General features: G+C 73.1%; 15 protein-coding genes. 9 read left to right on the forward strand and 6 right to left on the reverse strand.

Annotated elements, in window-relative coordinates; translation table 11 throughout:
• The first annotated feature begins 47 nt into the window (after positions 1 to 47).
• From ACZ7LY_RS17515 to ACZ7LY_RS17540, 6 genes are all read left to right on the forward strand, one after another.
• A complete protein-coding gene (locus ACZ7LY_RS17515; RefSeq protein ID WP_471625478.1) occupies positions 48 to 1,397 on the forward strand; it encodes a 6-phospho-beta-glucosidase in 1,350 nt (449 codons plus the stop codon).
• A 208-nt stretch (positions 1,398 to 1,605) separates the two neighbouring features.
• The gene (gene tgmA / locus ACZ7LY_RS17520) at positions 1,606 to 1,797 is read left to right on the forward strand and encodes a putative ATP-grasp-modified RiPP (protein ID WP_471625479.1); all 192 of its coding nucleotides are present in this window, start codon (positions 1,606 to 1,608) and stop codon (positions 1,795 to 1,797) included.
• A 14-nt stretch (positions 1,798 to 1,811) separates the two neighbouring features.
• Positions 1,812 to 2,801 carry an ATP-grasp ribosomal peptide maturase gene (tgmB, locus tag ACZ7LY_RS17525; RefSeq protein ID WP_471625480.1) on the forward strand — a complete coding sequence of 330 codons (990 nt, stop codon included), beginning with the start codon at positions 1,812 to 1,814 and terminating at the stop codon, positions 2,799 to 2,801.
• 142 nt (positions 2,802 to 2,943) lie between these two features.
• Positions 2,944 to 4,416, forward strand: coding sequence for a carboxylesterase/lipase family protein (locus tag ACZ7LY_RS17530; RefSeq protein WP_471625481.1), 1,473 nt, complete (start codon positions 2,944 to 2,946; stop codon positions 4,414 to 4,416).
• 484 nt (positions 4,417 to 4,900) lie between these two features.
• Positions 4,901 to 6,958 (forward strand): phosphocholine-specific phospholipase C, encoded by a 2,058-nt coding sequence (locus ACZ7LY_RS17535; protein WP_471625482.1) that lies wholly within the window; start codon positions 4,901 to 4,903, stop codon positions 6,956 to 6,958.
• A 122-nt stretch (positions 6,959 to 7,080) separates the two neighbouring features.
• Positions 7,081 to 8,031 (forward strand): LURP-one-related family protein, encoded by a 951-nt coding sequence (locus tag ACZ7LY_RS17540; RefSeq protein ID WP_471625483.1) that lies wholly within the window; start codon positions 7,081 to 7,083, stop codon positions 8,029 to 8,031.
• A gap of 195 nt (positions 8,032 to 8,226) precedes the next feature.
• Here the strand turns inward: ACZ7LY_RS17540 and ACZ7LY_RS17545 are convergent, their stop codons facing one another.
• Both ACZ7LY_RS17545 and ACZ7LY_RS17550 read right to left on the reverse strand, forming a co-directional pair.
• A complete protein-coding gene (locus tag ACZ7LY_RS17545; RefSeq protein ID WP_471625484.1) occupies positions 8,227 to 9,132 on the reverse strand; it encodes a DMT family transporter in 906 nt (301 codons plus the stop codon).
• Positions 9,129 to 10,127, reverse strand: coding sequence for a phosphatase PAP2 family protein (locus tag ACZ7LY_RS17550; RefSeq protein WP_471625485.1), 999 nt, complete (start codon positions 10,125 to 10,127; stop codon positions 9,129 to 9,131). Before ACZ7LY_RS17550 ends, ACZ7LY_RS17545 begins: the two co-directional genes overlap by 4 nt.
• A gap of 207 nt (positions 10,128 to 10,334) precedes the next feature.
• On the opposite strand from ACZ7LY_RS17550, the gene ACZ7LY_RS17555 reads away from it, so the two are divergent.
• Complete coding sequence (locus ACZ7LY_RS17555; protein ID WP_471625486.1) at positions 10,335 to 10,979, forward strand: TetR/AcrR family transcriptional regulator; 645 nt, start codon at positions 10,335 to 10,337, stop codon at positions 10,977 to 10,979.
• A gap of 280 nt (positions 10,980 to 11,259) precedes the next feature.
• On the opposite strand, the gene ACZ7LY_RS17560 is transcribed toward ACZ7LY_RS17555, so the two are convergent.
• Entirely contained in the window at positions 11,260 to 12,309 is a 1,050-nt protein-coding gene (locus ACZ7LY_RS17560; RefSeq protein WP_471625487.1) for a DUF2510 domain-containing protein, read from the reverse strand.
• 322 nt (positions 12,310 to 12,631) lie between these two features.
• Between ACZ7LY_RS17560 and ACZ7LY_RS17565 the strand changes: the two genes are divergently transcribed.
• On the forward strand, positions 12,632 to 15,307 hold the full coding sequence (locus tag ACZ7LY_RS17565; protein ID WP_471625488.1) for an ATP-binding protein: 2,676 nt from the start codon (positions 12,632 to 12,634) through the stop codon (positions 15,305 to 15,307).
• A gap of 491 nt (positions 15,308 to 15,798) precedes the next feature.
• On the opposite strand, the gene ACZ7LY_RS17570 is transcribed toward ACZ7LY_RS17565, so the two are convergent.
• On the reverse strand, positions 15,799 to 16,713 hold the full coding sequence (locus tag ACZ7LY_RS17570) for a DUF3048 domain-containing protein (protein WP_471625549.1): 915 nt from the start codon (positions 16,711 to 16,713) through the stop codon (positions 15,799 to 15,801).
• Positions 16,714 to 16,779: 66 nt separating this feature from the next.
• Positions 16,780 to 17,841: an ATP-dependent DNA ligase gene (locus tag ACZ7LY_RS17575; RefSeq protein WP_471625489.1), complete on the reverse strand. Its 1,062-nt coding sequence runs from the start codon at positions 17,839 to 17,841 to the stop codon at positions 16,780 to 16,782.
• Between the two features lie 73 nt (positions 17,842 to 17,914).
• Between ACZ7LY_RS17575 and ligD the strand changes: the two genes are divergently transcribed.
• The gene (gene ligD / locus ACZ7LY_RS17580; RefSeq protein ID WP_471625490.1) at positions 17,915 to 18,946 is read left to right on the forward strand and encodes a non-homologous end-joining DNA ligase; all 1,032 of its coding nucleotides are present in this window, start codon (positions 17,915 to 17,917) and stop codon (positions 18,944 to 18,946) included.
• A gap of 32 nt (positions 18,947 to 18,978) precedes the next feature.
• Here the strand turns inward: ligD and ACZ7LY_RS17585 are convergent, their stop codons facing one another.
• Positions 18,979 to 21,168 (reverse strand): OmpL47-type beta-barrel domain-containing protein, encoded by a 2,190-nt coding sequence (locus tag ACZ7LY_RS17585; RefSeq protein ID WP_471625491.1) that lies wholly within the window; start codon positions 21,166 to 21,168, stop codon positions 18,979 to 18,981.

Genomic DNA, 21,168 nt, shown 5'->3' on the forward strand with positions numbered 1-21,168 from the left:
GCAGGTCGAAGGTCAAGTCGACCACCAGGCTGCCCTACGATCGCGCCATGAGGCTGACGATTCTCGGCGGTGGCGGATTCCGGGTGCCCCTCGTGTACGGAGCGCTGCTCGCCGACCGCGCGCCAGGCAGGGTCACCGAGGTCACACTGCACGACATCGACGCGAACCGGCTGCGCGCCGTGACGGGCGTACTGCGAGAACAAGCCACCGGCGTGCCCGACGCGCCCGCCGTGCACGCCACCACGGACCTCGACGAGGCGCTGCGCGGCGCCGACTTCGTGTTCTCCGCGATCCGCGTCGGCGGCCTCCCGGGCCGCGCCGCCGACGAACGCGTCGCCCTCGCCGAGGGCGTCCTCGGGCAGGAGACCGTCGGCGCGGGCGGCATCGCGTACGGGCTGCGGACCGTGCCCGTCGCCGACCGCGTCGCCCGCCGGGTACGGGAACTGGCGCCCGACGCCTGGGTCATCAACTTCACCAACCCGGCCGGGCTCGTCACCGAGGCCATGTCCCGGCACCTGGGCGACCGCGTCATCGGCATCTGCGACTCGCCCGTCGGGCTCGCCCGCCGCGTCGCCCGCGTCCTCGGCGCCGACCCCGCGCACGTGACGGTCGACTACGCGGGCCTCAACCACCTCGGCTGGCTGCGCGGCCTGTACGTGCACGGACGGAACGAACTGCCCCGGCTGCTCGCCGACGAGAAGCTGCTCGGCTCCTTCGAGGAGGGCCGCCTGTTCGGCACCGACTGGCTGCGCTCGCTCGGCGCGATCCCCAACGAGTACCTGCACTACTACTACTTCAACCGCGAGACCGTCCGCGCCTACCAGGACGCCGAACGCACCCGCGGCGCGTTCCTTGAAGCGCAGCAGGAGGCCTTCTACTCGGCTCCCTCGTACGCCAGTTGGGACCGTACGCGGGCCGAGCGCGAAGCCACGTACATGGCGCACAACCGGGAAGCATCCGGCGCCGGCGAGCGGGACGCCGCCGACCTGGAGGAGTCCGGCGGGTACGAGAAGGTCGCGCTCGCCCTGATGCGGGCCATCGCCCGCGACGAACGCGCCACACTCATCCTCAACGTCCGCAACCGGCACACCCTGGCCGGACTCGACGCCGACGCCGTCGTCGAGGTGCCCTGCCTCGTCGACGCGAACGGCGCCCACCCGCTCGCCGCCGACCCGCTGCCCGGGCACGCCCAGGCCCTGGTCGAAGCGGTGAAGTCCGTGGAACGGGACGTGCTCGCCGCGGCCGAGAGCGGCTCGCGCGCGGCCGCCGTACGGGCCTTCGCGCTGCACCCCCTCGTGGACTCCGTGTCGGTCGCCCGGCGCCTGCTCGACGGCTACACCGCGGTGCACCCGGGCCTCTCCTATCTCCGTGATGGAGGAGCCCTGCCTGATGTGTAAAGGCTTGTAAAGGCGGTATTTGACAGGGGCGGCCCGAAAAGCCGCCCCTTTTCCGTGTCTGACGCGCCGTCATCACGCTGCGTGGCGGAAGCAACTCCTCCGCAGGTGTGATGCGTTCTACAGAGAAAGTCTGGGAAATTCGACTGGACAGTGACGCCGGAGAGTCACCGTGCGCTTGACTTGGTGGACCCCCCAACTAGGAGTGCCCATGCGACCGTTCGCCCTGAACTATGCGCGTCCCGTGCCAGAGGCAGAGGTCAGCGCGCCGTACGCGTACGACTCCGCACTGCAGTTGAACGTGCTGCCTGACGGCGGAGTGGCCGCGCGTGACTACACAGTGTTGCGGGAGTATGCCGCGACGACCTCCACCGCCGGCTCCAAAACCCATTTCGACGACTGAGCGGCCGCCCGCATATGACGGTGCTGATCCTGACGAGCGAACAGGACGTGACCGCCGACCTGGCGGTGGTCGAATTGAACGCCGGGGGAATCCCGGTCATCCGCCTCGACCCGGCCGAACTTCCGGGTGGTGTGGGTGTGTCGGGTGAATACGCGCACGGTACGTTCCACGGTCATCTGTCGGTCGGCGGCCGGGTCGTCAGCATGGCCGGCCTGCGCTCCATCTGGGTGCGCAGGCCCGGAAAACCCGCCGCCCGCGCCCGCGCCGCGTCGGCCTGGCTCACCGCCGAGACCACGCAGGCGCTGTACGGGATGCTGCGCTGCACCGGCGCCCGCTGGATGAACCACCCCGACGCGGCCCGCCAAGCCCGCTACAAGCCCTGGCAGTTGTGGCTCGCCAGGGACTGCGGGCTGCCCGTCCCGGCCACGCTCATCACCACCTTCCCCGGCGTGGCCCGGGAGTTCGCGCGCCGCTACCCCGACCTCGTCGTCAAACCGGTCTCCGGCGCCCACCCCGGCGCCGACGGGCTCGCCGTGCCGACCACGCGGGTACGGGCCGGGGAGGACTTCCGGGACGTCGCCCACGGGCCGACGCTGCTCCAGCGCCGCGTCCGCAAGGTCGCCGACATCCGGCTCACCTGCGTCGGCGAGGAGATGTTCGCCGCCCGCGCCGCCGCGGAACCGGAGCGGGCGGCCGGCGACGACGGGGGCGTGGTCGACGTGCGCTTCGACCCCGACGTCGGCCCTTGGCGGCCCGTCGACGTGCCCCGGCGCGTCGCCGAGGCCGCCCGCGCCTACCTCACCCGCGCCCAACTCGCCTACGGCGCCTTCGACTTCGCCGAGGACACCGACGGTCTCTGGTGGTTCCTGGAGTGCAACCAGTCGGGCCAGTTCGGCTTCGTCGAGATCGAGACCGGCCAGCCCATCGGCCGCGCCGTCGCCTCCTGGCTCGCCGGGGAACCGCTCGACGCGCCCGGGCCGGGGGAGGGCGGCACCCCGGGGTGATCTTTACGCGGCGGGGCGCGGCGGGGTACGAGTGACGAGGGCGCCGCACCCGGCGTCCCGCCGCCCGCCCCGACGCCGCCGGGGAAGCACCCCCGTACCCCCGGGGGTCCCGGGCGGCAGCATCCCGCGAAGAGAGGCCCGCATGAGTGACGACACGCCCCTGGTCCGCACCACCCGGCAAGGGGCCGTCCGCGGGCGCACCACGGACGGCATCAGCGCCTTCCTCGGCGTGCCGTACGCGGCACCGCCGTTCGGCCCGCACCGGTTCGCCGCGCCCGCCCCGCCCGAGCCGTGGGCCGGTGTCCGCGACGCCACCGCCTACGGTCCGACCGCGCCCAAGGCGCCCTACACCCCGCCCTTCGACACCCTGATCCCCGAGACGTCCACGCCGGGCGAGGACTGCCTCAACCTCAACATCTGGACGCCGTCCGCCGATCCGGGCGCCCGGCTGCCGGTGATGGTGTGGCTGCACGGCGGCTCCTTCTCCAACGGCTCCGCGAACTCCTCCGGTTACCGGGGTACGAGCTTCGCCCGTGACGGTGTCGTCTTCGTCGGCGTCAACTACCGCCTGGGCGTGGACGGTTTCCTCCATCTGCCGGGCGCCCCCGACAACCGGGGGCTGCTCGACCAGATCGCCGCGCTGGAGTGGGTGCGCGACAACATCGAGGAGTTCGGCGGCGACCCCTACCGCGTCACCGTCTTCGGCGAGTCCGCGGGCGGTGTCGCCATCGGGCAGCTGCTCGCCGAGCCGAGCGCCCGCAGCCTGTTCCGGCGGGCCGTGCTCCAGAGCGGCGCCTGCCACCACTTCGTCCGTCCCGACACCGCGCGCACCATCGGTGAGCGGATCGCGGGCCGGCTCGGCGTGCCGTACACCGCCGAGGCGCTGGCCGCGGTGGCGGTGCCCGAGCTGATCGCCGCGCAGGAGGCGACGCGGGCGGAATTCGCCCGGCGGCCCGATCCGGCCGTCTGGGGGGACGCGGCGCTCAACGGCATGCTGTTCGAGCCCGTCGCGGAGGAGCGCAGGCTGCCCGGGCCCGACCTCGGCGTCGATCTCCTTGTCGGCTCCAACCGCGAGGAGAACCGGCTGTACATGGTGCCGACCGGGCGCTTCGACACGATCAGCGAGGCCCGGCTCGAACGCGGTGCGCGGGCGTACGGGGCCGATCTCGACGGCTACCGGGAGGCGCGGCCCGGTGCGAGTGCCGGGGAGCTGCTGGACGCGATCGTCACCGACTGGTTCTGGCGGATTCCCGCGCTGCGGCTGGCGGAGGCGGTGCCCGGGAGTCACGTCTACGAGTTCGCTTGGCGCTCGCCTCGGTACGGGGGGCGGCTCGGCGCGTGCCACGCTCTTGAACTCGGCTTCGTCTTCGACCTGCTCGGAGATCCCGACTACACCCCTCTGACGGGTGCGGGGGCGCCTGCGGAGCTGGCCCGTACGGTGCATCAGGCGTGGGTGTCCTTCGCCGCGACCGGGGATCCGGGGTGGCCGGCGTACGACCCTGCCGGGGGGCGGGCGGTGATGGTCTTCGACGCGGGGGCCTCCGGCGGGGGCGGATCGGGGGTCGTGGCGGATCCCCGGGGCGGGGAGCGGGGGCTTTGGGAGGGGGTGCGGTGAGGTGGGGGCGGGTTGTCGTTGCGGGTCGGGCGCGTGATCGTTGTGCCTCGGGTGCAGCCCCGGTGGGGCTTCTCGCGCAGTTCCCCGCGCCCCTTACGGGGCTGCCAACCCCGGTGCCTGTTAGGCGCCGCCGCCTTGGGCAGTCTGCCGCCTGGGGCGGCACGGGTGGGCAAGGCGGCACCCCAGCGCCGGGTGCGTGACTGTTGTGCCTTGGGTGCAGCTCCGGTGGGGCTTCTCGCGCAGTTCCCCGCGCCCCTGAGGGGGTTGGCCTGAGCGCCAACATCCAGCCTCTCCGGCGATTGAGGAGCCGGGGCTGGGCGCGCCGTTCCTCGCGTCCCTGGCGGGGCTGGCCTCAGCGCGTACTTCCTGGCCCCCGGAGGGATTTTGTGTGATCGTCACTTGGGGAGGGTTTCCGTGGGGTGGGGGTGTCGTGGACACTCCCGGTGCCCCTCGTGCAACGACGCGACAGGAGACCCCCACACTCATGACCGACCTCAACCGGCGCCGCTTCTTGCAGATCGCCGGCGCGACCGCGGGCTTCGCCGCCCTGTCCGGCTCCATCGACCGCGCCGCCGCCATCCCCGCGACGCGGACCAGCGGCACCCTCCAGGACGTCGAGCACGTCGTCGTGCTCATGCAGGAGAACCGCTCGTTCGACCACTACTTCGGCACCCTGAAAGGCGTCCGCGGCTTCGGCGACCCCCGCCCGGTCACCCTGCCCAGCGGAAAACCCGTCTGGCATCAGGCGAGCGCCGGCAAGGTCACGCTCCCGTACCATCCGGACGCCGCCGACCTCGGCATGCAGTTCATCGCGGGCCTCGACCACGACTGGGCCGGCGGCCACAGCGCCTTCGCGGGCGGTAAGTACGACAACTGGGTCCCCGCCAAGGGCACCGGCACCATGGCGTACCTGACGCGCGGTGACATCCCCTTCCACCACGCCCTCGCCGACAAGTTCACCGTCTGCGACGACTACCACTGCTCGTTCATGGGCGCCACCGACCCCAACCGCTACTACATGCTCACCGGCCACGTCGGCAACGACGGCACCGGCGGCGGCCCCGTCCTCGGCAACCAGGAAGCCGGCTACGGCTGGACCACGTACGCCGAACGCCTGGAGAAAGCGGGCGTGTCCTGGAAGGTCTACCAGGACATCGGTGACGGCCTCGACGCGGCGGGTGGCTGGGGCTGGATCAATGACGCCTACCGCGGCAACTACGGCGACAACTCCCTGCTGTACTTCAATAGTTACCGCAACGCCAAGCCCGGCGACCCGCTCTACGAGAAGGCCCGCACCGGTACGAACGTCAAGGCGGGCGGCGGCTACTTCGACGTACTGAAGGCCGACGTCAAGGCAGGCAGACTGCCCAGCGTCTCCTGGATCGCGGCGCCCGAGGCGTTCTCCGAGCACCCCAACTGGCCCGCGAACTACGGCGCCTGGTACATCGCGCAGGTCCTCGACGCGCTCACCTCCAACCCCGAGGTGTGGAGCAAGACGGCCCTGTTCCTCACGTACGACGAGAACGACGGCTACTTCGACCACGTCGTGCCGCCCTACCCGCCGGCCTCGGCGAGTCAGGGCCTGTCCAGCGTCGACACGAGCCTCGACTACTTCAAGGGCAACGTCTCGTACGCGGCGGGCCCGTACGGACTCGGGCAGCGCGTGCCGATGATCGTGGTCTCGCCCTGGTCGACGGGCGGCTACGTCTGCTCGGAGACCTTCGACCACACCTCGATCCTGCGGTTCATGGAGAAGCGGTTCGGGGTGAACGAGCCGAACATCTCGCCGTGGCGGCGCGCCATCTGCGGTGACCTCACCTCGGCGTTCGACTTCTCCCTGGAGGTCACCGACCCGGCGAAGCTGCCCGACACCACGGGGTACGCGCCGCCGGACCGCCTGCGCCACCCGAGCTATGTGCCGAAGCCGCCCGCGCAGGGCGCCCTGCCGCGCCAGGAGGCCGGTTCCCGGCCGAGCCGTCCGCTCGCGTACGAGCCGTACGTGGACGGCGCCGCCGACCTCACGAGCGGCAAGTACAAGCTGACGTTCAGCGGCGGCAGCCGGGCGGGCGCCGCCTTCCAGGTCCGCTCGCTCAGCCGCACCGACGGCCCCTGGACGTACACGGCGGCCCCGGCCAAGCCCGTCTCCGACACCTGGAACTCGGTGTACTCCGGCGGCCGTTACGACCTGAGCGTGCACGGGCCCAACGGCTTCCTGCGCGTCTTCCAGGGCGACAACAAGAAGGCGGGCCCCGAGGTCACCGCCCGCCACGACGCCGCCACCGGCAATCTCCGCCTGACCCTGACCAACGCGGGCACGGCCGCCGCCCGGGTCACCGTCGCCAACGCCTACGGCGGCACGCCGAGCACGTACAGCGTCCCGGCGGGCGGCAGCGTCGAGAAGACCGTCGACCTGTCCGGCACCCGCCGCTGGTACGACCTCAAGATCACGGTGGAGGGCGACACGGGCTATCTGCGCCGGTTCGCCGGGCACGTCGAGAACGGGCAGCCGGGCGTCAGCGACCCCGCGATCCTGACCGTCTGACCCGGCGCCCGTCCCCGGGCCCGTCCCCGCGTCGGCGCCCGCCGGGTGCCGGTGCGGGGGCGTGGCCGTACGTTCACCGACGAGGCCCTTCCCTTCACAGGGGGCCGCGATATCGTGCCCCGGTGACGACGCATTCGAACACCCCCGCCGGCTGGTACCCCGACCCGCAGGGGGCGGACCGGAGCCTGCGGTGGTGGGACGGTTCCCAGTGGACCGAGCACACCCATGCGGCCCCCGCGCAGGCCGCCTCCCCCGCCCAGGCCCAGCCGCACGCGCAGGTGCCGCAGCAGCCCGCGCACGCCCCGCAGCAGCCGGTCCACGCCCCGCAGCAGGGGGCGCCGCAGCAGCCGTACGCGGGCGGAGGCGGCCCGCAGCAGCCGTACGCCGGGCAGGCGCAGCAGCACGCGGACGCGGCCCGGGTCCAGCATCAGGTGCAGCGGCAGGCCGGGGTCGGGCCCACCGGGCAGGGCGGCGGGACGCTGTTCACCGAGCCGGTGCTCGTCGTGAACCAGAAGGCCAAGCTGATCGAGCTGACCAACGAGTACAGCGTCATGGACCAACACGGCAATCCGCTCGGTACGGTCACCGAGGTCGGCCAGAGCAGCCTGAAGAAGGCGCTGCGGTTCGTGTCCAGCGTCGACCAGTTCATGACGCACCGCCTGGAGATCCGCGACGGGTACGGTCAGCCGCAGCTCGTGCTCACGCGCCCGGCCAAGCTGATGAAGTCGCGGGTGGTCGTGGAGCGGCCCGACGGCAGCCCGGTCGGCGAGATCGTGCAGCAGAACGTCATCGGGAAGATCAACTTTGCGATGAACGTCAACGGGCAGCAGGTCGGCGCCATCAAGGCGGAGAACTGGCGGGCCTGGAACTTCGCCATCGTCGACCATGCCGATCAGGAGGTCGCCCGGATCACGAAGACGTGGGAGGGGCTGGCCAAGACGATGTTCACGACGGCCGACAACTATGTCCTGCAGATTCACTTCCAGCTGCCCGAGCCGTTGCTCAGCCTTGTCGTGGCGACGGCGCTGACGGTGGACACGGCGCTCAAGCAGGATTCGCGCGGCTTGGGGTGACCGTGTCGGCGCGCCTGCCGTTTCAGTCTTGCGGGTGTTTGCGGGGGCGGTCCCCAGGGGTGCCGGGTGCGGGTTTCGTCGTGGCTGGTCGCGCAGTTCCTCGCGCCCCTTCCGGGGCTGGCCTCGGCGCGTACTCCCAGCCTCTCCGGCGATTGAGGAGCGGGGCTGGCCTCAGCGCCGGCTCCCAGCCTCTCGCTAGGAGACCCGCAGCATCTCGGCGTCCTGCTGGGCCGGGAGCGCGGGCAGGGGCATGACGTCGGTGGCCTTCGGCGCGTCCGCGCCGGTCGCACGGGTCAGCAGCAGCACACCCCGTGCCGCGAGCACCGCCCCGACCCCGGCGAGCACGAGCCCCGCGATCCCGCCCTGGAGGTGCTCCCCGAGCAGCGTGAGCCCGATCGCGGCGGCGGCCACCGGGTTGGACAGCGTCACCATGGCGAGCGGCGCCCCGAGCCCGCCCCGGTACGCGGTCTGCGACAGCAGCAGCCCGCCCGCCGCGAACGCCGCGACCAGCAGCGCCACCACGATCACCCGCAGGTCCAGCAGCGGGCCCGTGCGGTCCGTGACGGCGACGGTGACGGTCTGGGTGAGCGCGGAGGCGACCCCGGACGCGACGCCCGACGCGGTCGCGTGCCGCAGCCCGGGCTTCGCGCCGCGCCGGGACAGCACGGCGATGAGCGCCGAGGTGGCGGCGGCGACCGCGAGGGCCTGCGGCAGCGTCAGCGTGTGGTCCGGCGCGGGCCCTGACGCGGTGACCAGCAGTGCCCCGAGCCCGGCCAGGGTCAGCGCCGTGCCCCGCCATTCGCCGGTCACGACCCGGCGCCCCGCGAGCCTGGCGCCCAGCGGCACGGCGGCGACGAGCGTGAGCGCGCCGAGCGGCTGGACCAGCGTGAGGGGGCCGTACTTGAGGGCGGCGACATGCAGCAGGGCCGCCGTCGCGTTCAGCCCGACCGACCACCACCAGGCGCCGGTGCCGAGCAGCCGCAGCGTGCCCGCGCCCGCGCGCGCGGTGCGGGCGGCGAGCCGTTCCTGGGCGACGGCGGCAGCGGCGTACGCCACCGCGGAGATCAGCGAGAGGCCGACGGCCAGCAGCGTGGCGCTCATCGCCGGGCCCCCACGGGCGCGGTGAAGCGGGGAGCGGTCGCGGCCGACGTCGAACCGGGCGACGCCGACACCTGCACGGGGATGCCCGCGTGTACGGGGACGCCGGCGTCCCGCGCGGTGGCCGGGACCGGTGCCGGGGCACCGGCGGCAAGCACGTCGGCGGCGGTCCAGGGCGCCGGGGCCGACGCGGCACGCGGGGTCGCCGTGCCGGGCAGGGCGACGCGCTCGGGCGCCGGCAGCAGATGGCGGCCGAGCCGGGAGGCGCCGACCGTGCGCGGCATCCGTACGACGGCGAGCGCGGCGGCGAGCAGCAGCGTGGCCACGATCGCGTCCAGCCAGTAGTGGTTCGCCGTGCCGACGACCACCAGCAGTGTCAGCAGCGGGTGCAGCAGCCATAGCCGGCGCCAGCGGGAACGGGTCGCGGCGATCATGCCGATGGCGAGCATCAGCGCCCACCCGAAGTGCAGGGACGGCATCGCCGCGAACTGGTTGGCCATCGTGTCGGTGGCCGGGCGCGCGGAGTACACGGAAGGCCCGTACACCTGCGCGGTGTCGACCAGGTGCGCGGCGCGCAGCATCCGCGGCGGCGCCAGCGGGAACGTCAGATGCAGGACGAGGGCCGCCCCGGTCAGCGCGGCCAGCACGCGGCGCGTCCACACGTAATGGCGCGGGCGGCGCAGGTACAGGAAGACCAGGAAGGCGAGCGTGGCCGGGAAGTGCACGGCCGCGTAGTAGACGTTCGCCGCGTGCACGAGGCCGTCGCTGTGCAGCAGCACGCTCTGCACCGCGCCCTCCCCGGGCAGGCGAAGGGCGCGCTCCAGATCCCACACGTGGCCGGCGTTGCGGAACGCCTCGCCGGTGTGGCCGTTGGCCAGTTGCCGGCCGAACTTGTAGACGAGGAAGAGTCCTACGACCAGCAGGAGCTCGCGGACCAGGGGCGGTCGGGCAGTACGACTGTCCGGCTCCGGTGCGGCAGGCTCGGTAAGGGAAGTCATCCCCCGGCCCCTTTTCATGACGACTGGGTGGTGCGTGATGGTTCTCGGTCGCGCTTGTGGCGCGGCTGAGCACGGCTGAACCGCGCTCATCGATACGCCAGTGTACCGATACGCGGCCGTACCGGTACACTGGCGTATCGATAGCGAGTGTGATCTCATCGACAACGGCACCGACCGATGACGCCACCCGAGCGAGGAGCGGACCGCATGACCACGCGAGACAAGGCCCCCAGTGCCGGACCCGGCGCCGCGCCGACCGCTTCGCGCCGTTCCAAGATCTCGCCCGAGCGCGCCCAGGAGCTGTTCGACGCGGTCCTCGACCAACTGCGTGAGCACGGCTACGAGGCGTTCACCATGGAGGGCGTCGCCGCGCAGGCGTGCTGCTCCAAGTCCACGCTCTACCGGCAGTGGAAGACCAAGCCGCAGCTCGTGGCGGCCGCGCTGCGGGCCGGCCGGTGCGTGAAGTTCCTCGCCGCCGACACCGGTAGCCTCGCCGGCGACCTCGTGACGGCCGCGCGCAACGCGGCGGGCCAGGCCCGCCGCGACACCGCGCTGCTCCAGGCGCTCGGCCACGCCGTCCTCCAGGACGACGAGCTGAGGTCCGCGCTGCGCGAGGCGCTCGTCGAGCCGGAGCTGGCCGCCCTGCAGACGATGGTCGACCGGGCCGTGGCGCGCGGCGAGGTCGCCGCCGACCACCCGGCCCTGCCGTATCTGGCCGCGCAGCTCTTCGGAGTGATGCGCAGCCGCCCGGTCCTCGAAGGGCGCGACGCCGACACCGACTACCTGGTCGGCTTCGTCGAGAACGTGCTGCTTCCCGGGCTCGGCCTGGCCCCCGCGGGCCAGGCCCCCTGATCGGGAGACCGCCGGCCGCAGGGATGACCGGCCGGCGGTCTGCCCGCGCCGCACCGTGGGGACGGGGGCGGCGCGCACCCCCGGGCCGGGCGGGTCCCTCCACGAGCGGAGGGGGACCCGCCCGGCCCTGTGTGTGCCCCTCCGCGCGCGTGGCCGGGCGTGCTCCGCGCGCAGGCGGTCAGACGTGCTCCGCGCGGTCAGACGTGCCCCGCGTGCGTGCGGTCGGCGTGCTCCGCGCGCGTGCGGTCAGGCGCGCTCCGCGCGCGGTCGGACGTGCGGCTCAGGCGTCCTGGCCGGTGCCGCCGCCACCCGTGACGACGGCCTTCTTGATCCCCTTCACGATCTTGTCGATCGCCGTGTCGTCGGGCCCCGCCGCCTTCTGCGCGGCGGTCTTCGGTATGTCCACGCCGATCCGCACGACCAGCAGCGTCTTCGGGTCGGAGGGGGAGGGGAACGCCACCGACTCCACCCACGCGTCCACCCGCGACTTGGTGTCCACGTTCCAGCGCACCCGGTAGCCCTCCTGCCCGGCCACCGTGACCTTCCCCGCCAGCACCTCGTCGTGGTTGAGGATGCCGCCGTACGTCTTGCCCCCGTAGGACTGCCGGGCGTTGGCGATGATGTCCTCCTCGGCCGCCGCCCGCGCGCTCGCCGCGTCCACCTTCAGGTCCTTCGCCGACGACGTGGACGCGCCGCCCCGCACGCACTGCTGCTCGCGGTCGTCGGGACAGGTGTACGGGCCCGTCGTCAGGCCCGCGAGACCGGCGCCGTCCGTCCCGGTCCAGCCGTCGAGGACCGGCAGCGCGATCCCGTTCGTCACGTCGGTCGCGTACCCCTTGTCGAGCGGGCCGCGCGGCGCGTCCGGCGAGGGGCTGCCGCCGCCCGCGCCGCCGCCGGGCCCGTCCGGGTGCTTCGGCGCGCCCGACCCGTGCGAGGGGGCGCCCGCCGAGGCGTCCCGGCCGCCGCCCGAACCGCCGTCGGACGTCAGCGCGTACACCCCGCCCACGATGCCCGCGAGCACGACGACGGCGACGGCCGCCGCGACCGCGATCCGCGCCTTGCCGCGCGGCTTCGGGGACGCCTGGCCCGGGAACGCCGGTTGATGACCGTACGCGGGGTACGCCCCCGGCGCGGCCGGCTGCGCGAACCCCTGCGGGGCGTGGGCGGGCGCGGAGCCGGGGGCCGCCGGCTGCGGGGCGGGGTGCGGCGGGGTCGTGGCGGGCCGGGTCTGGTCCGTCCAGCGGCCGCCGTCCCACCAGCGTTCGGTGCGCGGGCCGCCGGGGACCTGGCCGGGATCGGGGTACCAGCCTGCGGGAGTCTGCGACGTCATGTCCGCAACAGTAAGAGGCCCGCCTGAAAGGCCGATGAGAGGGTCCGGCCATCTCCGGGGCCCACCCCCGCAGGATCGACTCGGCCCGCCCAACTCCGCACGCCCGGCCCGGCATGCGTGCGCCGGAGCGCGCGCCCTGGCGCACCACCCGGCGTACGCGGATCGCCCGCCGGGCCCGGTGAGACCGGAACCCCGGTCTCCGGCCAGTTGTGGCCGGATGCCATGACCCCCCTACGCACGCCGAGTTCGCGCATTAGTCTCATGACCAGCACGCCATAAGTACGTCGAACGAGCGATGTGCGCGACACCGGGAGGGTGCGGGATGACTCAGGGACGGCAGGCCGACGCCGCCTCCTCGGGCCCGCCGTTGTGGGAGCGGGAGTCCGAACTCGACGCGGCGGCACGGGCCCTGGACGACCTGTGCGCCGACGCCGCCCGAGGCGGCAGCCTCGTCGTCTACAAGGGCGACGCGGGACTCGGCAAGACCGCCCTGCTCTCCCGCGTGCGCGAGATGGCGGCGGGCCGCGCCACGGTCTGGTCGGCGCGCGGCGGCGAGACCGTCCGCTCCGTCCCCTTCAACGTCGTACGCGGACTGCTCCAGCCCGCGCTGCTCGCGCTCACCCAGGAAGAGGCCCGCGAGTACTTCGGCGACTGGTACGACATCGCGGGCCCCGCCCTCGGCATCGCCGAACCCACCGGCCGCCAGGCCGACCCGCAGGGCGTACGCGACGGACTCGTCGCCGCCGTCTCCCGCCTCGCCCGCCTGCACTGGCCGCTCGTCCTGCTCATCGACGACGTGCACTGGGCCGACCGCGAGACCCTGGAGTGGCTCGCCGCGTTCGCCGAGCGCCTCGACGACCTGCCCGTCCTCGTCGTCGTCGCCCAGCGCGAGGCCGAGGACGAGGGCGCGGCCCTGTGCCTCGAAGCCGTCGCCGCCGCCGCCCGCCCCGGCACCACGACCCTGCGTACCCTCACCCCCGTCGCCACCGCCGGCCTCACCCGCGACACGCTCGGCAACCACGCCGACGACGCGTTCTGCCGCGAGGTGTGGGCGGTCACCGCGGGGAACCCGTACGACACCGTCGAGTTGCTGGCCAAGGTGCGCGACAGCGGACTCGACCCCGTCGAGGAGTCCGCCGCCGAACTGCGCCCGCTCAACAAGGAGGCGCGGGGCGTCGGACTCGTCTCCCGCCTCGAAGGGCTCGGCTCCGACGCGGTCCGCTTCGCGTGGGCCGCCGCCATCCTCGGCACCCGCATCGAACCCGGGCTCGCCGCGCTCCTCGCCGGCATGAACCCCGAGCAGGCCGGCCGCTGCGCCGAGCGGCTGCTCGCCGCCCGCATCCTCACCGACGAGGTCTACGGCGCCCCCGGCACCCTGGAGTTCGTCCACCCGCTGATCGCCTCCGCCATCTACGAAGCGATGCCGCCCGCCACCCGCACCGCCATGCACGGCCAGGCCGCCTGGGCGGTCACCGCCTCCGGGCACGGCGCGGCCGCCGCCTCCCGGCACCTGCTGCAGGTCCACCCCGACGACGACCCCGAACTCGTCGAGCAGATGCGCGCCGCCGCCCGCGAACACCTCGCCGTCGGCGCCCCCGACGCCGCCCGCCGCTGCCTGGAACGGGCCCTCGACGAGCCGCCGCTGCCCGAGATCCGGCCCGAGATCCTGTACGAGCTGGGCTGCGCGACGCTGCTGACCTCGCCCGCGACCACCATCAAGCACCTCGACGCCGCGCTCGACACGACGCCCGGGCTCGACGGCGACCGGCGCGTGGACGCCGTGTGCCGGCTCTCCCAGGCGCTCGTCCACAACGACCAGTTGGAAGAGGCGCTGCGCCTCATCGACACCGAGGCCGAACGGCTCGACCCGGGCCCCGCCCGGCTCCGGCTCCAGGCCATGCACTTCATGTGGGAGGGCATCCACGCCGGCGAGGAGGACTCCCCGGGCCGCTCCCGCAACCTCGCCACGATCGCCGAGCGGCTCGCCGGGCGCGACAACCCCGAGCGCGTCCTGCTGATCCTGCGCGCCTTCGACGCCATGACCCGCGGGGAGAACGCGGAGGAGGTCGTCGAGCGCTGTGACCGCGCCCTGGTCAACGGGCGGCTCGCCCCCGGCCTCGGCTGGACCGACACCGAGTGGGGCTTCGAGGTCCTCGCCATGCTCGGCAGCGCCTACCTCTTCTCCGACCGGCTGGATCGCGCCGAAGCCCTGTTCAACGAGGCGGTGCGACAGTACGAGACCGCCGGGTGGAGCGGCGGCCACCTCGCGCTGGCCCACGCGTTCGTGGGGTACGTGCAGCGCAGGCGCGGGCGGCTCACCGACGCGGAAGCGTTCCTGCGGGAGTCGTTGCGGCTCGCCGACCGGGTCGGGCGCGGGCTGCCGATGCACTGGGACGCGGCCTGCATGCTCATCGACACGCTCCTCGCGCGGGGCAAGCCGGGCGAGGCCATGGAGATCGCCGAGCGGTACGGGTTCGGGCCGCCCTATCCGTCCACGATCGTGCTGCCCGATGCCCACTCCGTGCGGGGGCGGCTGCTGCTCGCCACGGGGGACGTCGAGGGCGGGATCAGCGAACTGGAGATCGCCGCGAAGGCCGCCGGGGCGCGGGGCGGGCACAACACGATCATGGCGCCCTGGGCCTGTGACCTCGCCCGCGCGCTGGCCGCCACCGATCCGGTGCGGGCCGGTGAACTCGCCGCCGAGGCGCGGGTGCAGGCCGAGCGGTTCGGCACCGACACGGCCATCGGGGAGGCGTTGCGGTGCGCTGCCGCGCTGGAGAGCGGGCAGCGGCAGCTCACCCTGTACGCGCAGGCCGTCACGTATCTGGAGGCGTCGCCCTGTGCGTATGAGCATGCGCTGGCTCGGGTGGAGTACGGGGTCGCCGCGCGCTCCGTGGCGGAGTTGAATCGGGGGTTGACCTTGGCGAAGGCTTGCGGGGCGGAGGGGGTTGCCGCGCGGGCCCGGGAGATCTTGGACACGGGCCGCGGCTTCCACTGACGTGGCGGCGGGTCCGCTGGGCTCAGCGTCAGCTCCCCAGTCCCGCGCCGGCGACTGGGCTCAGCGCCAACTCCCTAGGTCCGGCCCCGGCCCGGCCCGGCGGCTGGGCTCAGCGCCGACTCCCAGCCCCTCCGGCGATTGAGGAGCGGGGCCTGGGGCAGGGCCCCAGAGTGCCGGGTGCGTTGTGGCTGGTCGCGCAGTTCCCCGCGCCCCTGACGGGGCTGATCTCAGCGCCGGTAATTCAAGCCCCTCCGGCGATTGAGGAGCGGGGCCTGGGGCAGGGCCCCAGAGTGCCGGGTGCGTTGTGGCTGGTCGCGCAGTTCCCCGCGCCCCTTACGGGGCTGATCTCAGTGCCGGTAATTCAAGCCCCTCCGGCGATTGAGGAGCGGGGCCTGGGGCAGGGCCCCAGAGTGCCGGGTGCGTTGTGACTGGTCGCGCAGTTCCCCGCGCCCCTGGCGGGGCCGGCTCAGCCGCTGACCCCGGCCTGCGGGCTACTTGGGGGCGAAGAGTACCCATACCGGGCCCGGGGCGAATGCCAGTGCGCTGCTGTCACCGGCCGCCGTGAACGACGTACCGTCCGACGAACTCCCGCGCCGCCAGCGGGCGTCAAAGGAGCGACCGTCACGCAGAACCGTCGCCCGCCCCTCCCCGACCGTACGCGACAGCGGCGAAACGTTGCCCAGCTTGTCGTGGAAGCGCGACGACTCCACCGTCACCTCCTGCACGACCACGGTCGCCGCCGACAGCCGCGCCCCGCCCGACGTGCGCGCCGGGACGCCGTCCATCGACACCAGCCAGCGCTTCTCGCCCGCCGACCAGTCGAACGTGAACCGGGCCGCGGGGAAGCGCACCGTCTTCTCCGCCACCCGCTGCCCACCCGCCGGCACCGCCGCCGCGAACCGGTACCCGGCGGCCTCACCCGCCCCCGCGCCCGCCTTCACGTCACCGAGCTTGCCCGGCCGCAGGAACAGATTGTGCGGGGCCGCCCGGTCCGTACCCCGGAAATAGGCGTCCGCCGGCGCCTTCCCCGGCGGCACGGCCCGCAGCGGCGCCGCGTCGATCTGCGGCTGGAGCGCGCTCTGGGCGCCCGAGTAGGCGAGCGTCGGCGTGTCGAACTGCCGCAAAAGTTCGAGATCCGTCTCCCGCGCGCTGCGCACCGGCCCCACCGCCTGCGGCAGCTTGCTGCCGAAGACGGCCATGAGCCGGCTCAGGCCGCCCTCCACCTGTTCGGCGTACACGATGTCCGCGCTGTCCAGACCCGTCTGGGGGCGGGCCTCGGCCACGTTGTCGATCTTCACGGCGAGTACCGAGCCCCCCGGCGAGGGCGTGCCGCCGCCCGTCCCGCCCGGGGCGCAGGCCGCGAGGGCCGCCCCGAGAACGCCCGCCAGCACGGCCCGTCTGCGCATCCCGTTCACGGACCGATCCCTACCCGCCCCGCGCCCGAACGCACCCTCCGTGCCCCGTCCGGCCGCTCAGCGCAGCACATCCGCCAGGTCGAAGGAGACCGGCTCCTCCAACTGCGCGTACGTGCAGCTCTCCGGGGCGCGGTCCGGGCGCCAGCGGCGGAAGCGGGCCGTGTGCCGGAACCGCGCCCCGTTCTCCATGTGGTCGTACGCCACCTCCACCACCCGCTCCGGACGCAGCGCCACCCACGACAGGTCCTTCTTGCCGGTCCAGCGGCTCGTCGCGCCCGGCATCCGGCTCGCCTCGTGCGCCGACTCGTCCGTCCACGCCGCCCACGGATGGCCCGCCGCGTCCTCCATGCGCAGCGGCTCCAGCTCGTCGATCAGCTCGGCGCGCCGCTTCATCGTGAACGCGGCGCACACCCCCACGTGCTGGAGGGTGCCGGCGTCGTCGTACAGGCCGAGCAGCAGCGAGCCGAGAACCGGGCCGCTCTTGTGGAAGCGGTATCCGGCGACCACGCAGTCCGCCGTCCGCTCGTGCTTCACCTTGATCATCAGGCGTTCGTCCTGGCGGTAGCGCAGGTCGAGCGGCTTGGCGACGATCCCGTCGAGCCCCGCGCCCTCGTACTGCTCGAACCAGCGCTCCGCGAGTGCCGCGTCCGTCGTCGCCGGGGCCAGATGCAGCGGCGCCGACGCCCCGGCGAGGGCTTCCTCCAGGCGCCGCCTGCGCTCGGTCAGGGGCGCGTCCACCAGGGACTCGTCGCCGAGCGCGAGGACGTCGAACGCCACGAAGGACGCCGGGGTGCGCTCCGCAAGCGTGCGGACCCGGGAGTCCGCCGGGTGGATGCGCTCGGTCAGCGCGTCGAAGTCGAGACGCCCGTCGCGCGCGATGACGATCTCGCCGTCCACGACGCAGCGCCGCGGCAGCCGCTCGGCGAGCGCGGCCGCCAGCTCGGGGAAGTACCGGGTCAGCGGCTTGGTGCTGCGGCTCGTCAGCTCGACCTCGGCGCCGTCGCGGAAGACGATCGCCCGGAAACCGTCCCACTTCGCCTCGTAGTGCATCCCGGCCGGGATACGGGCGGCGGACTTGGCGAGCATCGGGCGCACCGGCGGCATCACGGGAAGGTCCATGCCCCGATTCTGTCCCCTGTGTCCCGAAGTCGTCCAGTATGCGCGTCACGTCCTTTCGGCCTAGCGTGGGCGCATGGCGAGCAAGGGCGAGGCGGTCGAGCTGGAGGCGGGCGGGCGGACGGTACGGCTGTCCAGCCCCGACAAGGTGTTCTTCCCCGAGGGCGGCCCGTCCGGGTACACCAAGCTCGACATCGCGCGGTACTTCCTGGCCGTCGGCGACGGTGTCGTACGGGCCCTGCGCGACCGCCCGACCACCCTCCAGCGCTACCCGGACGGGCTGAGCGGCGAGTCCTTCTACCAGAAGCGCGCGCCCAAGAACATGCCCGACTGGATTCCCACCGCGACCATCGGCTTCCCCTCGGGACGCACCGCCGACGAGATGTGCCCGACCGAGATCGCCGCCGTCGTGTGGGCCGTGCAGTACGGCACCCTCACCTTCCACCCCTGGCCCGTGCGGCGCGGCGACACCGAGCACCCCGACGAACTGCGCATCGACCTCGACCCGCAGCCCGGCACCGACTTCGCCGACGCCGTCCGCGCCGCCCGCGAACTGCGCTCCGTGCTCGACGACTTCGGCGGGCTCGTCGGCTGGCCCAAGACCTCCGGCGGGCGCGGTCTGCACGTCTTCGTGCCCATCGAGCCGCGCTGGACGTTCGTCCAGGTGCGGCGCGCGGCCATCGCCGTCGGGCGCGAGCTGGAGCGCCGTATGCCCGACCGGGTCACCACCGCCTGGTGGAAGGAGGAGCGGGGCGAGAAGATCTTCGTCGACTACAACCAGACCGCCCGGGACCGCACCATCGCCTCCGCCTACTCCGTGCGCGCCCGCCCCCACGCCCCCGTCTCCGCGCCCCTGACCTGGGACGAGCTGGGGGACGCGGTGCCCCGCGACTTCGACATCGTCACCATGCCGAAGCGCTACGCCGAACGTGGCGACGTGCACGCCGCCATGGACGACAAGCGCTACGGCCTGGAGGCCCTGCTCGACCTCGCCGCCCGCGACGAACGCGACCACGGCATGGGCGACCTGCCCTATCCGCCCGAGTACCCGAAGATGCCGGGCGAGCCCAAGCGCGTACAGCCGAGCCGGGCCAGACACGAGGACTGACCCGGCTCTAACTCACCTGCCCGGAAAGGGACTCACAGTTCCTTGATCTGGACGTCGCGGTACGAGATGACGTCCGTGGTGCTGTGGACCTGGAGCCCGATGTAGCCGGAGGCGTAGCGCCGGCCGTCCGTGCCCGGGTCGTCCGAGCGCGGCGGCTCGAACAACTGCCCGCCGGTGTTGTCGAATTCGTTGATCAGCACGCCGTTGCGGTAGATCGCGTAGTGCTGGTCCACCACCTTCACCTCGTAGTCGTTCCACGTGCCCTTCTGGGTGACGCCCGCGCCCGCGAGCCCGACCCGGTCGAAGCCGTAGATCGAACCGGTCTTGTACATGTCGCCGTCCGGCCGGTCCAGCACCTGCACCTCGTGCCCGTACTTGATGGCGACCCACTCAGGACGCGACTCCTCCGGGTTGTCGTGCACCCACGGGAAGCGGACGAAGACCCCGCCGTTGGCGTTGCCGGTGCCCGGCGCGTCGTCGCGCCACTGGAGCTTCAGCGAGAAGTTCCCGTACTTGCGCGTGGGCAGCCACAGCATGCCCATCCCGGACACCTTCGGGTCGCTGGTGATCGTGCCGTCGCCGTTCAGCGTGAACCGGCCGCCGCCGACCTGCTCCCACTTCCCGAACGACGCCTGCGTCCCGTCCATGATCGGTCGGTAGCCCGTGGTCTGGCCGGGCTTGCCGATGCCGCAGTCCTTCGCGGCCTTGTTGATCGCCTTGTACTCGCGCTGGTCGATCGCCCCGGCCCGCAGCAGCCGGTCGGTGACCGCCTTGACGTGCTTGAGGAACAGGGCCTGCGAGGTCCACTCCTTCTCGTCCTCGATCAACTCGTTGATCCGGCACCGGTTGTCGGTCACCCGGTTCGGGATGCCCGTGTCCACCGAGCCGACGAACACCGTCAACCGCTCGTCGTACTCGGGGCAGTTGGGCGCGGGCACCCCACCGCCGGACGCCACCGCGAACGCGAACGTCTGCGGCTGCGCGGTGTTCCCCGCCTTGTCGCTCGCCCGGTACGTCACGTAGTGCGCGCCCACCCGGTCCACCACCACGGGGGCGGTGTACGCGAGATAGGGGCCGCCGTCGAGCGAGTACTCGACCTTGTCGACACCCGACCCGTCGTCCGAGGCGCTCAGCGTCAGCCTCGCGCTGTTGATGTACGCGCCGTCGGAGTTCTTGTCGCCGCCCACCGACAGCGACACCGCCGGCGGGGTCGTGTCCTTCGGCGGCGTCGCCACCACCGTGAACTCCACGGACTTCTCCGGCGCCGCGTTGCCCGCCTTGTCGCTCGCCCGGTACCGCACGCGGTGCGCGCCCGGGTCGTGCACCATCACCGGCGCCGTGTACGGCTGCCAGGCCCCGGAATCGAGCGCGTACTCCACCGCGTTGACTCCGGAGCCGGTGTCGGAGGCGCTGACCGTGACCGTCGCCATGCCCACGTACGCGCCGTCGGCGTCCTTCTCGCCGCTGACCGTCGCCGACGTCTGCGGCGGAGTCGTGTCGTCCGTCGGCGGCGCGACCACCGTGAACCGCAGCGACTTCTCCTGCGAGGTGTTGCCCGCCTTGTCCGTCGCCTTGTAGCGCAGCGTGTGCTCGCCCACCTGATCGACGACCACGGGCGTCGTGTACGGCGTGTACGGGCCCTCGTCCAGCGCGTACTCGATCCGGTCCACGCCCGAACCCGCGTCGCTCGCGCTCAGGGTGACCGAGGCCGAGCCGACGAACGCGCCGTCCGCGTTCGTCTGCCCCTCCGCCTTCGCGGACGCCTCCGGCGCCGTCGTGTCCTCGCCCGCGCCGTCCGTCACCACCAGTACGCCCGTCATCGCCTCATGGCCCGGGATCGTGCAGTGGTAGCGGTAGCGGCCGGGGGAGAGGGTGACCTCCGCCGTGTGCCGGCCGTTCTGCGCGTCGAACGGGTTGGCCATGATGTTGACCGGCACGTCGTTGTTGTAGTCGGGGTCGGAGACCACGAACGTCAGCGTGTGCGGCATGCCCGTCGTGTTGCCGGTCGCCGCGCTGTTCTCGAAGACGATCGTCGCCTTGCCCGCGACCGCTGTCGCCGGCGCCGACGCGTACTTCGTGATGTCGTCGCCCGCCGTCCAGGTCAGCACCTGTTCGGCCGCCGCGCCCGGCGCCGGGGCCGCCTGCGCCGCAGGCGTCACCCCGAGCCCGAGGCACATCAGCAGCGCGCCGAGCAGCGCGGTGAGGAGTCGGTGTCTGCGCAT

The sequence above is a fragment of the Streptomyces sp. NPDC107550 genome (genome assembly GCF_055639095.1).

Coding starts and splice junctions, on each gene's coding strand:
- ACZ7LY_RS17515 (WP_471625478.1), top strand. CDS start 48: ATGAGGCTGACGATTCTCGGCGGTGGCGGATTCCGGGTGCCCCTCGTG.
- tgmA (WP_471625479.1), top strand. CDS start 1,606: ATGCGACCGTTCGCCCTGAACTATGCGCGTCCCGTGCCAGAGGCAGAG.
- tgmB (WP_471625480.1), top strand. CDS start 1,812: ATGACGGTGCTGATCCTGACGAGCGAACAGGACGTGACCGCCGACCTG.
- ACZ7LY_RS17530 (WP_471625481.1), top strand. CDS start 2,944: ATGAGTGACGACACGCCCCTGGTCCGCACCACCCGGCAAGGGGCCGTC.
- ACZ7LY_RS17535 (WP_471625482.1), top strand. CDS start 4,901: ATGACCGACCTCAACCGGCGCCGCTTCTTGCAGATCGCCGGCGCGACC.
- ACZ7LY_RS17545 (WP_471625484.1), bottom strand. CDS start 9,132: ATGAGCGCCACGCTGCTGGCCGTCGGCCTCTCGCTGATCTCCGCGGTG.
- ACZ7LY_RS17550 (WP_471625485.1), bottom strand. CDS start 10,127: ATGACTTCCCTTACCGAGCCTGCCGCACCGGAGCCGGACAGTCGTACT.
- ACZ7LY_RS17555 (WP_471625486.1), top strand. CDS start 10,335: ATGACCACGCGAGACAAGGCCCCCAGTGCCGGACCCGGCGCCGCGCCG.
- ACZ7LY_RS17560 (WP_471625487.1), bottom strand. CDS start 12,309: ATGACGTCGCAGACTCCCGCAGGCTGGTACCCCGATCCCGGCCAGGTC.
- ACZ7LY_RS17565 (WP_471625488.1), top strand. CDS start 12,632: ATGACTCAGGGACGGCAGGCCGACGCCGCCTCCTCGGGCCCGCCGTTG.
- ACZ7LY_RS17570 (WP_471625549.1), bottom strand. CDS start 16,713: ATGCGCAGACGGGCCGTGCTGGCGGGCGTTCTCGGGGCGGCCCTCGCG.
- ACZ7LY_RS17575 (WP_471625489.1), bottom strand. CDS start 17,841: ATGGACCTTCCCGTGATGCCGCCGGTGCGCCCGATGCTCGCCAAGTCC.
- ligD (WP_471625490.1), top strand. CDS start 17,915: ATGGCGAGCAAGGGCGAGGCGGTCGAGCTGGAGGCGGGCGGGCGGACG.
- ACZ7LY_RS17585 (WP_471625491.1), bottom strand. CDS start 21,168: ATGCGCAGACACCGACTCCTCACCGCGCTGCTCGGCGCGCTGCTGATG.